Genomic DNA, 12,594 nt, shown 5'->3' on the forward strand with positions numbered 1-12,594 from the left:
CATGCCGCTGGGCCAATCGGCGCCTTGAGCGCAGCCCACCTGATCGCAAGATGTGATTTTCGACAATGCGATTGGAGAGCTAGGAAACCTTGGGGAGTTCGCGCGTTTAGGGGCCGGAGCAAGCGATGGAGGAGAACCATGCGAACAGCAATTCTCGCCTTGATTGTAGTTGCCGGGAGCGCAATTGCCTTCCAAGCAACGGCCCAACAGCAAAAGGCTGCACCCAGTGAGCAAACCAAGGAGGAGATGAACCGCGATGTAGACCAAGGGCTCAAGGCTGGCCAGCCCAACGAGCAGATGCAGCGCGATGCCGACAAAGGGATCAAGACCCGCAACTCCGGAGAGTCCGGATACGTTGCCGATCAAGACAAGCCGGCCGCTTCTGCGCATCCTCCGGGCCGACCGGGAAGTGAGCAGACCACGGGTTCGGGTGGCCAGACCAGCACTCCGAAATAGAATACCTGGTGATGGCGAGTGGCGGCCGGAAATGGCCATCTCACCATTCGCATTCGGGTCCTGGACTTAGCGTGTCGATCGGCCGCCGACCAAATCGCCTTCCGGGTCACCAGCGGCGGTCCGCCGCTCGACGCGTCAGGTCCGGTTCTCCCCAGGGAGCGGCCCCTTTCCACTGCTCAAGGCAGTTCGGTTGGGGCCATCAATAGCAAATTATTCGATCACCTCGTCGGCGCGGGCAAGCAGCGCCGGGGGAAGGGTCATGGCGAATGCTTTTGCCGTCTTCATATTGATTAGAAGTTCAAATCTGGTCGCCTGATAAATCGGAATGTCACCCGGTTTGGCTCCTTTCAGGACTTTGTGCACGTCATCGGCCAACTGCCTGAACAGCTCCGCGAGATTGAGAGCATAACCCATCAGTACGCCGGCTTCGACGTAATCGCGGTACGGACATATCGTCGGCAGGCGTTTTTTCATGGCGAGCTCGGCGATGAGCTGGCGGTTGGCGTAAAGATCACCCTCTCCGCTCACCAGCACGGCATCCGGCCGTTGCTCCGATATCGCATCGAAGACACGCTCAATCTCCGACGGCTTCCCCTCCTGCGGGAAGACAAAAGCCAGTGAGATTCCCAGACGCGCGGAGGCATTTCGCAAGACTTGGCCGACAGACCCTTCCCATCCGCCGCGCATCCCCAGAAATACGGCCTTCTGCATCGAAGGAATGGCTTCTTTCAAGAACTCCAGCCGCTTGCCCCAGATCTCGATGCCGGCATCAAGCGTGATGCCGGTGAGGTTGCCGCCGGGCCGCTGCAGATTGGTCACCAGCCCCGCCTGCAGCGGGTCCAGCATGAAAGCAACAATCGGTATCGTACTGGTTGCCGCCTTGAACATGGTTACGACGGGATTCGTTCCGGTGACGATGACATGCGGATTGCGAGCCACGATTTCACGGACCACGTCGGCATAACGGTCGTGGCGCCCCTCGGCCCAGTAGCGCTCGATGATCAGATTTTGTCCTTCTACGTAACCCAAACGGCGCAACTCACCGAAAAAGGCACGCCATGCGCTGCCCCCGCCCGTTTCAGTCAGAAGCGTCGGGGGGATTGCCGGATGGAACATCGCCAGCAGCGGCGGTCTCGCCGCTTGCTGCGCGCGCGCCGCCAGCGGCGAGACCGCCGCGCCGCACAGCAGAGTAATGAGCTCGCGTCGCCTCACTGCCATGCCTCCGCACGCTGACCAAAATGATAGCACACCTCGACAAGGCGGGAGACTGCTGCGCTGCGGAATTCCGGCCCCAGCTTAGGCCTGCACTGGTTACAAGCGCCCTTCGGCGAGCGCGGTCCCGCGTCACATCGCTATACAGAAGCCCTGTATACGGGAGTATAGTCGCCAAAGGCATGTTCCTGATCAATCTTGGGCAACTCTGGGACGGGACGCAATCCGGTACGACAATCGGTCGATTAATTCATCACGCGTGAGCAAGAGATGATCATGCAACATGCGATTCAAGCGCCGCCGGTCGCGCTCGATGTCGAGTGAGCGCAAGCGCCCCGAGGAGGCACTGCGCGAGAGCGAGGAGCGCTTTCGCACGCTGGTGCAATTCTCCTTTGATGTGTACTGGGAAACGGACGCGCAGCATCGCTTCATCCGCCAGGAGTTCGCCGAGACGCTTCCCGAGCCGCCGGTCTCCGAGATCGGCAGGACACGATGGGAGGTCCCGTATCTCGAACCTGACGCAGATGGCTGGCGCAAACACCGGGAGATACTCGACGCTCACCTCCCGTTTCGCGATTTCGAGCTCGCGCGGCCGACGCCCGACGGCGGCAAGCGCTATATTTCGGTCTCTGGGCTGCCCATCTTCGACGAGACAGGGAACTTCGTGGGTTACCGCGGTGTGGGGCGCCACATCACGGAGCGCAAGCGCGCCGAACAGGCGCTGATCGAGAGCGAGGCCCGTTTCCGTACCTTCGTGGACCACGCGGCCGATACGTTCATGCTGCACAGTGAAGATGGTCGCGTTCTCGATGTAAATCGGAATGCCTGCGAAAGTCTCGGCTACAGCCGGACCGAACTGGTTGGGGCAAGTGCGGCCTTGTTCGATCTTGAGATGGATGAAACGATTTGGCGTCGCAACCGCGAGCGTCTCAAGACCGGCGGCATCGCTACGCTCGAGAGGCGCTATTTCCGAAGGGACGGCACTGTGTTTCCCGTCGAAGTTCGTATGCGGGAATTCTGCGTAGGCGGACAGTCCCGAATCATTTGCCTGAGCCGCGACATCACCGAACGCAAGCGAACCGCCGAGGCGTTGCGCGAGATGCAGGCTGAACTGACACACGCCAATCGCGCCGCGGCAATGGGCCAGGTCACGGCTTCGGTGACACACGAATTAAGCCAACCAATCACCGCGGTGCTCTGCGACGCAGAGGCCGCACTGAACTGGCTGGGAACACAATCTCCGAATTTCGAAAAGGCACAGCAGGCGCTCATATCCATTGTTGCAGAAGCCAAGCGAGGCGGCGAGATCATCAGTTGGATCCGTTCCTTGATCAAGAAAGCTCCGGCGCCGAAGGAGAGCGTCGATGTCAATGGTGCAATCCTGGACGTGATCACCATAGCCCGTAGCGAGCTGATCAAACATGATGTCTCGATCCAGACCGACCTCGCTTCGGGCTTGCCGCTCGTGAAGGGCTATCGCGTTCAGCTGCAACAGGTGGTTCTCAATTTGATCCTCAACGCGATCGAGGCAATGAACTGCGTCGACGTTGGCGGACGAGAGCTGCGGATCAGCACGGCCGCAAATGCATCAAATCTCGTCGTTGTCGGCATACGGGATACCGGACCTGGACTTGACGTCGCAATCGTTGACCGCGTGTTCGAGCCCTTCTACACCACCAAGCCGGACGGGACCGGCATGGGCTTGTCGATTTGCCGATCGATCATCGAGGCGCACGGAGGTCGACTTTGGACCGGTGCGAATGAACCACGGGGGGCCGTGTTTCACTTTAGTCTGCCTTCGGAAGAGCCGCCGGTCGCGGCCAAGCCGAATGACTTCCGTTGAGCCGTCGCAAGTCGGCGGCGCGGCGCATCCGTCAGCAGTGCACAGAGCGCCGGCGCCAGCTTCTCCGGTGTGCACGCAGGGCTCTCACCCACATCTGCCGAGAGGAGCCGGATTGGCATCGACCGTACCGTGACTTACGCGCCATAGGCCGGTGCCGTTTTTGCCGACATACACGGGATCTGCCTCGACCGTTGTTCACGGGCTGGTTGCGAAAACGAGGATTGATCCAGTTGCGCGAAAACAACCGCGGCTTGTGAAACCTGGAAAAACAGGCTTAGCTAAGGGAACAGCGTCCAAGCGGCGGCACGGACCCACGCATCAGAGTGACCACGGATACACCATGGCCTTCCCCCGTGAACCCGATGCCAGCCCAAGACCCGACCCGCTTGTAGGGCCGGACGCCTCGCGAGAGGTTATTCCTGGTCAGCGCAAGCTGGTGGCCGTGCTCGCGGCCGACATCGTGGGTTATAGCCGATTAATGGAAGCGGACGAGGAAGATACCCACAAGCGGGTCCTCTTGCTGCGCGCAACCACTATCGACCCGACGATCGCGAAGTACAGGGGCCAGGTGATCAAGAACACCGGAGACGGTTTTCTTGCGGTTTTTGACAGCGCAAATGACGCCTCCCAATGTGCGCTTGCAATTCAGCACGGCGCCAATGCGATGTCGGCGGAAGAACCGGAACATCGGTTCATCAGTCTCCGGATGGGGATCAACGTTGCCGACGCGATCTTTGAACGCGAAGATATTTATGGCGATGGGGTGAACATCGCCGCTCGGCTTCAGACCTACTCCGAGCCCGGCGGCATCGTCGTCTCAGGTGCCGTCGCGGATCAGATCAGTGAGCAGGCCGGCGTCTCCGTCGTCGACTTCGGCGATCTGCATCTGCGAAATCTGTCGCGCCCCGTCAAAGCGTTCGGGCTGCGCATCGATCGTTCACCGCATCCGGTGGCAGATAGTCCGGTCAGAGCGCAGGGACGTCCATCGATTGTCGTTCTGCCATTCCGCAATCTTGCCAGTCAGGATGATGCCTATTTTGCCGAAGGGATTGTCGACGAAATCATTCACGCGCTCTCCGCGCTGAAGGAGCTGTTCGTGATATCGCGCGGGTCGACGCTGGGTTATGGCAGCGAGATCATCGATGTCCGCGCCATCGGTCGCGAGCTGGGCGTGCGCTATGTGCTCTACGGCAGCGTTCGCCGCTCCGGCGGGCGGCTGCGTATCAATACCGAGCTCAATGACACCGAGTCGGGCAACATCATCTACTCCGATCGTCATGAAGGCGAGCTCAGCGAGCTGTTCGCACTGCAGGAGCAAATCTCGACGCGCGTGGTCACGACCATCGCTCCACATGTTCGCGAGTGGGAGCGTGCACGGGCTCTGCGCAAGCATCCGCAGAATTTGACGGCCTACGATCTGGTTCTCCAGGCGTTGAGCTATCTATACCGTATGGACTACGACTCGTTCTCGCGGGCGCGCGGATTGCTGCAGCAGGCCGTCACGCATGACCCCAACTATGCGCCGGCCTATTCATACCTCGCGTACTGGTACATGTTCAGGGTCGGCCAGGGCTGGTCCACCGATGCCGCTGCCGATAGCATGGAGGCGTCGCGCAATGCGTCCAGGGCAATCGAGCGCGATGGCAACGATGCGCTCGCTCTGGCAATCGATGGTCACGTGCATTCGTATCTGTTCAAGGATTTCGAGACAGCAACCCGCCTGTTGGACCGGGCGATCACGGTCGGTCCCAATTCGGCCATGGCGTGGACGATGAGCAGTGCGACCTGCGGCTATCTCGGCGAGGGCCCAACCGCGGTCTTGCGCGCCGAACACGGCCTGCGCTTGTCGCCCCTGGATTCACACGTGTTCTGGCACGAGCACCTGCTTTCCCAGGCGCACTACATCAACGGCAATTTCGATGAAGCGGCCGCCTGCGGTTGGCGAGCGGCGAAGCATAATGAGCGTTTCACCTCGAACTTCCGCATCCTCGCAGCCAGCCTGGTGGCCATCGGAAAGTTTGTGGACGCGCGCCAGATCGCGGAACGCCATATGCTGATCGATCCGAATTTCCATTTACAGGCCTGGGCGGACCGCACGCCGCTCAACGCGGCCACCCGCGACAATCTTCGACAGCGGCTCAAGGCGGCAGGATTTCCAGACTGAGTTTTAAGCAAGCGATAGGCGGCAAATCATTGGGAGGCTGCGATGGCAGGCAACGCCGGAAATGCGGGAAACGCAGGTAACGCTGGGAATGCGGGAAACGTCGCCAATGCAGGCTCGGGCGGCGGCGGTTGGATCTTTCCGGATCGCGTGGACCTGCCGTTCATTACGGAAACGGGCGTCAGCACCAACCGCACCACCGTCACCGAGTTTCCGGACCGGAGCTGGACCCCGGACTGGTACGCTTGGCGGCTGCTGGCCGAATTCGCCATTCATGGCGGGTGGAGCTCGATCACGGTCGCCGCACCCAATGCAAACACAGCAGCCGAGATCGACACGCTCGTAACAATGGCCAAAGACGAGCGGGCGGATGCGCTCGGCGAGATTTTTGCGCAGAACGAGGAGTTTCTGAGCTACTTCATGGCGCTTCTCAACGTCACGCCGAACTCGCATCCAAACACCTGTCGCGTGATAGCGACCGCAAGCCTGATCGCGCTCCAGGTCGCGATGCATTGGAAAGGCTACCACAAACGGCCACGGCCATCGCAAATCTGCCCTGCGCTGTTGCCGCCGATTCAGGTTCCCGGCCACGCGTCCTATCCCAGCGGGCACGCGACTCAAGCGCATTTGATCGCGCGCTGCCTGAAGTTGGTCCTACCAGCGTCGGTGCAGCCGATGGCGGATGATCTCACCGTGCTCGCCGGTCGGATTGCGCGAAACCGCCAGATCGCCGGTCTCCACTACCAGAGTGACACGGACGCCGGCGTGGGATTGGCCGGCGACATCTACACGATCTTGATCAACAAGACCTCCGTGCCGAGTTTTGATGCCTTGATCACGGCCGCGCAGGGAGAGTGGCCATGATCCTGCGCGCGAGTGATGTCCAGCAACACACGCTTCCGTCGCGGGACGATTTGAACGCGGGTCTGCGTCGGCAGATATTGCTGCCACCGCCGCCACCGCCCAAGGACTTCGACGCGCTGAATGCCGATGCGCGGGAGCTCGAATTCTTCCGGCTTCCGCCCAGGCCGCCCCTGGTCGCGGGACGCCGGGCCGAGACGTTGTGGGCCAGACTTCTTTCCAAGCCTATCGAAGTTCTGCCCATGATCTACCCGGGCTCCGCGACCGACTTTCGTGTCAACCGCGGCCGTTTGGGCTCAGGCCATCCCGGCCGACACGAAACCAGCTTCAATTGGTCGGGCGCATGTATTGCGGCGATGGAGGGCACCCAGTTCACACAGGTGTGGGGGGCCTGGGAGGTCCCTACGCCCAGTGCTCACTCGTTTCCGCCGGGCGATTATCGCTGCTCGACCTGGATCGGGATCGATGGCCATCGGCGATTCGATACTTCGCTGCCGCAGATCGGGACGACGCAAAAGATCGTGGTCGCCAACGACGGCAGCGTCGGGACGCCGACCGCGGAAGCATGGGTTCAATGGTGGTTTCGCGGTGACCGCGATACGGGTCCGTGGACACTTCCCAACTTTCCGGTGGAACCGGGGGACCACGTCAGATGTGTTCTGACCGTCATGGCGCAGGACCACGTCCGTTTTTTCATCAAGAATGAATCGAAAAACGGAAAGTCGCTTTCGGTCGATCTCCTTGCGCCGACGATTCCACTTCCCGGCCCGATCGGAATTCCGATCGAATTTCCGGCGCGGGGCCGTACGGCGGAGTGGGTCACGGAGCGCCCCACCGTCTTGCATGCGACGGACCTCTATCGCTTGCCCAAGTATGGCGTGACGAAGTTCGTGGATTGCTTCGCGCTCGCGGGCACCGGCGGGATCGGCTTTCAGCCTCAAGATCTGGAGAATGCCAGGCTGATCAAGATGATCGAGATCCGCGACAATCCGCATCGGACCGCGCCATTGTCAAAACCGGAAAAACTGGACCAGCAAACCGTACAAACCAGGTTTGTGGGCTGAGGATTTTTTAGCTCGTTCGCCGGCCCTGGCGCATCGTCGCGAGCACGATGTCGGTGGCGAGCACGCTCGGCGATGTGTTGCCGGTCGACATGATCTGATCGAGCTTGGCGAAGGCCTCGACCTGCACGCGGCGGAGCGGCGAATCCGTCAGCAGCGCGGCGAGCGCAGGCGCCAGCTGCTCCGGCGTGCACGCCTCCTGCAAATATTCCGGAATGACATCCTTGCCGATCACGAGATTGGCGAGGATCACCGAGGAGACGCGGATAGCGCGGCGCAGGATGAAGGCCTCGATGGCACCGACGCGATAGGCCGTCACCATCGGAATGCCTGACAGCGCGAGCTCGAGCGTCACCGTGCCGGACTTCGCCAGCGCGGCGTGGGCGATGCGGAAGGCAGCTCGCCTCTCGTTCTCGCCGATTACGATTTGCGGCTTAACCGGCCAGTTCGCGACGCCCTCGCGGATGGTGGCTTCGAGATGCGGCATGGTCGGCAGCATCAATTCGAACGCGCAGCCCTCACCCCTTAAGCGGCCGAGAGTTGCGCCGAATACGTCGAGATGATGCCTGACCTCGCTGCGGCGGCTGCCGGGCAGCACCAGCAGCACCGGCGGCTTACCCTCGCGACGCTTCTGCTCCTCCGCGCTCGGACGCAGCGAGCTCAATTGCTCGATCAGGGGATGGCCGACATAGCTGCAGGGCGGCCCGCCGAGCTTGCGGTATTCCTCCGGCTCGAACGGCAGCAGGCCGAGCACATGGTCGACATAGCCGAGCATGGTCCGCGCCCGTCCCGGCCTCCAGGCCCAGAGCTGCGGCGAGACGTAATCGACGATCGGGATCGCCGGACTGCGCGAGCGCACGCGGCGGGCGACGCGATGCGTAAAGTCCGGGCTGTCGATGATGACGAGCACGTCGGGCGCGGCCGCGGTCACGGCATCGGCCGTCTCGCGGATCAGCCGCAGGATCTTCGGCAATTGCTGCACCACCGCGGCAAACCCGACGATCGACAGCTCCTCGATGGGAAACAGCGATTCCAGGCCCTCGCGCGCCATGGTGCGGCCGCCGACCCCGACGAACTGCACGCCGTCGCCGAGGCGCTGGCGCAGCACCTTCATCAAGGCGCTGCCGAGCCGGTCGCCGGATTCCTCCGTCGCGATCAGGAAGATTTTGCGCTTGGGATCACGCGACATCACGCGGGCAAGCCGATGACGAAGAGATATTTGGCATCGGCAAGCGCGATCATTGCCTGCGGCTCGGCGGCGATGGTGTTGCCCGCGATGACCGCGATGCCGGCAAGGCCGGCGGCCGCGACGCCCTCGATGGTGCGCGGACCGATCGTCGGCAGGTCGAAGCGCAGATCCTGGCCGCTCTTCGGCGCCTTCACCAGCACGCCGCGTCCGGTGGCGGCGCGGATGCGGCCCTCCTCGCGCAGCCGCGCGACGCGTGCGAGCAGCGCGTCGGTGCCCTCGATGTCCTCGACCGCCACCACATGCCCGTCGATCACGACCGCAGCCTGGCCGATGTCGAACGGACCGAGCGCGGTCAGCACCGCCCGACCGCGCGCGATGTCGGTCTTGCTGGCCTCGCTCGGCCAGGCGCGGCCGATGCAGCCCTCGGGCATCAAGAGATCCGGCGCGACGTCCTTGATGCCGACCATGCGGAAGCCGTCCTGCTCGAGGATGCGCCCGACACCCGACAGCAGATGATCGTCGCCGCCGCGGAAAGCGCGGATGACGTTGCCGAGCAGGCGCAGCGTCTTGATGTCGAACCGGATCTCGGACAGCGACGGCCGCACCAATGTGCCGATGAAGATCAGGTCGCGGCAGCCTTCCTCGCGGAACAGCCGCATCGCGCGGCCGAGCTGGCCGACCGAGATCCAGCGATGGCGGAACTTCTCCACGCGCTGGGGATCGCAGGCCCCGCGCAGCGGAAACAGCACCGGCGTGATGCCGTGCGCGGCGAGCGACTCGGCGACCGCGAACGGCATGGCGCCGCCGCCGGCGACGATGCCGACCGGTGACGAAACCTGCAAAGCCGCCGATGTCGTGCCCGCGGCCATCCCAAGATCACTCCAAGATCACTTCGCGATGACGGGAAGACAGAGCGGGCGCTTGCCTTTGCCGATGAAGTCGAGGATTTCGGCGATCGCGGGGTCTTCGCCCGCGAGCGGCCGCGCCGCCTCCAGCCGCTCGGCGAAGGTGCCGGGGCCATGGAAGAGCTTCTGGTAGAACGCGCGCACGGTGGCGAGCCGCTGCTTGGTGAACTTGCGACGCTTCATGCCGATCAGATTGAGGCCTTCGAGAGCGGCATATTGGCCGTTGACGAGACCGAACGGAATGATGTCGTCGCGCACGCCGCACACACCGCCGACCATGACCTGCGCCCCGATGCGGGTGAACTGATGCACGGCGGACAGCCCGCCGATAAACACGAAGTCGCCGATCTCGCAATGGCCGCCGAGCGTTGCCGAGGTCGCGAAGATCACGTCGTTGCCGACATGGCAGTCGTGGCCGACGTGGCTGCAGTTCATGAAATAGCCGCGGTCGCCAACCGAGGTGACGCCCCCGCCGACAACGGTCCCCGCGTTCATGGTCACGGATTCGCGGATGGTGCAGCCGGAGCCGATCCTGAGCTGCGTCAGCTCGCCACGATAGCTGAGCGACTGCGGCGGCGTGCCCAGCGAAGCGAACGGATAGATGGTGCAGCCGTCGCCGATCGTGGTCTGCGCCGTGACGTGCACATGCCCGATCAGCTTGCAGTTCGCGCCGATGACGACGTTCGGGCCGATGATGCAATAAGGTCCGATCTCGGTGCCCGCGCCGATCACGGCGCCGTCCGCGATCCGTGCGGTGGGATCAATCTTGCTCATCAAGCCAATCTTACTCGTCAAGAAGGTCTGGTTATATATTGAAGTCGCTCGGTTTTCGGCTGGTTAGCGCGACTATGCCCGATCTGTCCAGTGACGTATCATCTCGCCGTGTTTCAAGTGCCGGATGGGCGGCCTTGCCGTCCCGTCGCCAGGTTCATGCGGAGCTTCAACGATCGTGGTCAGGACCCTGATCCTTCTACTGGCACAGCTCGCGAGCACACCGATCGTGTCCGAGGCGGTCGAGACCGGCGAACACCGCCTGGTCGATCTCCAGACTTTCGAGTGCCGGGACATCACCCGCAGCACGGTGCTTCAGCGGGTCTGTTACGATCGTGCGCAGCAGGACCTGATCGTCGCGAGCAACGGCGCCTATCACCGCTATTGCGGCGTGACGGCCGACACGGTGGAGCGCCTCCTCGGCGCGCCGTCCATGGGCCAGTTCTTCAACCGGAATATCAGGCGCGAGATGGCCGGCAGCCGCTACGATTGCACCTGAGGCGGACGCCCGGCTCCGCTCAATCGGTCAGCATGGCGCCGACGTCGGCTTCGGCGACGACCTGCCCGTTGACCTTGGCGTCGCCGTGAAACCACCACATGGCCTTGCGGCGGCCGAGCGAGCGCATGTGATACTCGATCGTGTCGCCCGGCAGCACGGGCTTGCGAAACTTGCACTTGTCGATTGTGAGGAAATAGACCGCCCGCGGCTTCTCGGTGCCCTCGACCGACTTGATGCCGATCACGCCCGCGGTCTGCGCCATCGCCTCGATCATCATGACGCCGGGATAGACCGGACGCTCGGGGAAATGCCCCTGGAACGCCGGCTCGTTGAAGGTGACGTTCTTGATGCCGATGCCGCTGTAATCGGCGCGGATGTTGATCACGCGGTCGATCAGCAGCATCGGAAAGCGGTGCGGCAGCGTCTGGAGGATCGCATTGATGTCCACCAGCTCGAACTTAACAGGTGATTCCGCCGTCATTCCCGTCCCTCGTCCTTCGGATCGGCCTTGCTGTCGCGCACCAGGCGCTCCACCGCGATGATCTCCTTGAACCATTGCTTGGTCGGCTTGGCAAAGAGGCCACCCCAACGGCCATTCGGCGGGATGTCGTCCTTGACCCCGCTCATCGCGGTAACCTGGGCGCCATCACCGATCTTGAGGTGATTGTTGATGCCAACCTTTGCTCCCAGCGCCACGTTGTCGCCGATCGTCAGGCTGCCCGCGAGGCCGATCTGAGCCGCCAGCAGGCAATTCCGGCCGATCGTCACATTGTGGCCGATCTGGACCTGATTGTCGATTTTGGTGCCCTCCCCGATCACGGTGTCGCGCAGGGAGCCGCGGTCGATGGTGGTGCCGGCGCCGACCTCCACATTGTTCTGGATCAGCACGCGGCCGGTCTGGGGGACCTTCAGATGCCCCTCGGGGCCGAAGAAGATGAATCCGTAGCCGTCCTGGCCGATCGAGCAGCCGGGATGGATCAGCACGTCGTTGCCGATCAGGGCGCATTGGATGGCCGTGCGGGCGCCGACATTGCAGTCCCGGCCGATCTTGACGCCGGGGCCGATGACCGCGCCGGCGCCGATCACCGTGCCGCTCCCGATCTCGACGTCCGGGCCGATGACCGCCAGGGGCTCGACGATGACGTCGTCCTCGAGCCGGGCCGAGGGATCGATGATGGCGGACGGTGCAATACCCTCGATGCCGAACCAGGATTGCGGCCGCAGCGCATCGGCGTGCCATTCCCGCGCGATCCGGACGAAGGCGCGGAACGGCTGCGCCACCCGCAGCACGGCCACGTGGGCAGGCACCTGGGCCTCGAAGCGTGGGCTTACCAGGCATGCCCCGGCGCGGGTCGCTTTGAGTTCCTCGAGATATTTGAGGTTGTCGAAAAAGGCCAAATGCATCGGGCCCGCTTCATCGAGCGAAGCAAGGCCCGTGATGACGTGGCCGCCCCTCGCCGGGTCGACCAGCTGCGCCTTGGTCAGCGTGGCGATGTCGGCCAACGCTGCGGCAGGCGGCTTTGTGAAGAAGGTCGGCTGCGCCATTCCACCCCGTCGCGGTCCGGCTTCGGCATGAAGCGGTCAGGCCGCATCATGCCTCATGTCTTTGATCGGCACGATCCCTTTCGGAAACCGG

At 62.9% G+C, this 12,594-nt stretch carries 12 protein-coding genes; 6 read left to right on the forward strand and 6 right to left on the reverse strand.

Annotated features, from left to right (window positions below; all coding sequences use genetic code 11):
• Nucleotides 1–138: 138 nt before the first annotated feature.
• Entirely contained in the window at nt 139–456 is a 318-nt protein-coding gene (locus N2602_RS21175) for a hypothetical protein (RefSeq protein ID WP_172782858.1), read from the forward strand.
• Nucleotides 457–666: 210 nt separating this feature from the next.
• On the opposite strand, the gene N2602_RS21180 is transcribed toward N2602_RS21175, so the two are convergent.
• On the reverse strand, nt 667–1,668 hold the full coding sequence (locus N2602_RS21180) for an ABC transporter substrate-binding protein (protein WP_260379311.1): 1,002 nt from the start codon (nt 1,666–1,668) through the stop codon (nt 667–669).
• A 283-nt stretch (nt 1,669–1,951) separates the two neighbouring features.
• Here N2602_RS21180 and N2602_RS21185 point away from each other — a divergent pair, with 283 nt between their 5' ends.
• From N2602_RS21185 to N2602_RS21200, 4 genes are all read left to right on the forward strand, one after another.
• The gene (locus N2602_RS21185; RefSeq protein WP_172783587.1) at nt 1,952–3,511 is read left to right on the forward strand and encodes a PAS domain-containing sensor histidine kinase; all 1,560 of its coding nucleotides are present in this window, start codon (nt 1,952–1,954) and stop codon (nt 3,509–3,511) included.
• Nucleotides 3,512–3,851: 340 nt separating this feature from the next.
• Nucleotides 3,852–5,675 carry an adenylate/guanylate cyclase domain-containing protein gene (locus tag N2602_RS21190; protein WP_172783586.1) on the forward strand — a complete coding sequence of 608 codons (1,824 nt, stop codon included), beginning with the start codon at nt 3,852–3,854 and terminating at the stop codon, nt 5,673–5,675.
• A gap of 42 nt (nt 5,676–5,717) precedes the next feature.
• Nucleotides 5,718–6,536 (forward strand): phosphatase PAP2 family protein, encoded by an 819-nt coding sequence (locus tag N2602_RS21195; RefSeq protein ID WP_172782857.1) that lies wholly within the window; start codon nt 5,718–5,720, stop codon nt 6,534–6,536.
• Entirely contained in the window at nt 6,533–7,597 is a 1,065-nt protein-coding gene (locus N2602_RS21200; RefSeq protein ID WP_260379312.1) for a G1 family glutamic endopeptidase, read from the forward strand. Before N2602_RS21195 ends, N2602_RS21200 begins: the two co-directional genes overlap by 4 nt.
• 7 nt (nt 7,598–7,604) lie before the next feature.
• Here N2602_RS21200 and lpxB read toward each other — a convergent pair whose 3' ends face one another.
• From lpxB to lpxA, 3 genes are read right to left on the reverse strand one after another with little or no spacing between them, the layout of a single operon-like run.
• A complete protein-coding gene (gene lpxB, locus N2602_RS21205) occupies nt 7,605–8,783 on the reverse strand; it encodes a lipid-A-disaccharide synthase (protein ID WP_260379313.1) in 1,179 nt (392 codons plus the stop codon).
• Nucleotides 8,783–9,652 (reverse strand): LpxI family protein, encoded by an 870-nt coding sequence (locus N2602_RS21210; RefSeq protein WP_172783583.1) that lies wholly within the window; start codon nt 9,650–9,652, stop codon nt 8,783–8,785. Before N2602_RS21210 ends, lpxB begins: the two co-directional genes overlap by 1 nt.
• An 18-nt stretch (nt 9,653–9,670) precedes the next feature.
• Complete coding sequence (lpxA, locus tag N2602_RS21215; protein WP_260379315.1) at nt 9,671–10,462, reverse strand: acyl-ACP--UDP-N-acetylglucosamine O-acyltransferase; 792 nt, start codon at nt 10,460–10,462, stop codon at nt 9,671–9,673.
• A gap of 175 nt (nt 10,463–10,637) precedes the next feature.
• Between lpxA and N2602_RS21220 the strand changes: the two genes are divergently transcribed.
• The gene (locus N2602_RS21220; protein WP_260379316.1) at nt 10,638–10,958 is read left to right on the forward strand and encodes a KTSC domain-containing protein; all 321 of its coding nucleotides are present in this window, start codon (nt 10,638–10,640) and stop codon (nt 10,956–10,958) included.
• Between the two features lie 19 nt (nt 10,959–10,977).
• On the opposite strand, the gene fabZ is transcribed toward N2602_RS21220, so the two are convergent.
• Entirely contained in the window at nt 10,978–11,439 is a 462-nt protein-coding gene (gene fabZ, locus N2602_RS21225) for a 3-hydroxyacyl-ACP dehydratase FabZ (protein ID WP_024341283.1), read from the reverse strand.
• Nucleotides 11,436–12,503 (reverse strand): UDP-3-O-(3-hydroxymyristoyl)glucosamine N-acyltransferase, encoded by a 1,068-nt coding sequence (lpxD, locus tag N2602_RS21230; protein WP_172783580.1) that lies wholly within the window; start codon nt 12,501–12,503, stop codon nt 11,436–11,438. Before lpxD ends, fabZ begins: the two co-directional genes overlap by 4 nt.
• Between the last annotated feature and the right edge of the window lie 91 nt (nt 12,504–12,594).

Origin of the sequence: Bradyrhizobium sp. NC92 (assembly GCF_025200865.1) — a bacterium.
Classification (GTDB): domain Bacteria; phylum Pseudomonadota; class Alphaproteobacteria; order Rhizobiales; family Xanthobacteraceae; genus Bradyrhizobium.

Excerpts from the sequence above, each read along its gene's own strand:
- N2602_RS21210 (WP_172783583.1), bottom strand. The coding sequence starts at position 9,652 with ATGGCCGCGGGCACGACATCGGCGGCTTTGCAGGTTTCGTCACCGGTC.
- N2602_RS21200 (WP_260379312.1), top strand. The coding sequence starts at position 6,533 with ATGATCCTGCGCGCGAGTGATGTCCAGCAACACACGCTTCCGTCGCGG.
- lpxB (WP_260379313.1), bottom strand. The coding sequence starts at position 8,783 with ATGTCGCGTGATCCCAAGCGCAAAATCTTCCTGATCGCGACGGAGGAA.
- lpxD (WP_172783580.1), bottom strand. The coding sequence starts at position 12,503 with ATGGCGCAGCCGACCTTCTTCACAAAGCCGCCTGCCGCAGCGTTGGCC.
- N2602_RS21175 (WP_172782858.1), top strand. The coding sequence starts at position 139 with ATGCGAACAGCAATTCTCGCCTTGATTGTAGTTGCCGGGAGCGCAATT.
- fabZ (WP_024341283.1), bottom strand. The coding sequence starts at position 11,439 with ATGACGGCGGAATCACCTGTTAAGTTCGAGCTGGTGGACATCAATGCG.
- N2602_RS21195 (WP_172782857.1), top strand. The coding sequence starts at position 5,718 with ATGGCAGGCAACGCCGGAAATGCGGGAAACGCAGGTAACGCTGGGAAT.
- lpxA (WP_260379315.1), bottom strand. The coding sequence starts at position 10,462 with ATGAGCAAGATTGATCCCACCGCACGGATCGCGGACGGCGCCGTGATC.
- N2602_RS21185 (WP_172783587.1), top strand. The coding sequence starts at position 1,952 with ATGCGATTCAAGCGCCGCCGGTCGCGCTCGATGTCGAGTGAGCGCAAG.
- N2602_RS21190 (WP_172783586.1), top strand. The coding sequence starts at position 3,852 with ATGGCCTTCCCCCGTGAACCCGATGCCAGCCCAAGACCCGACCCGCTT.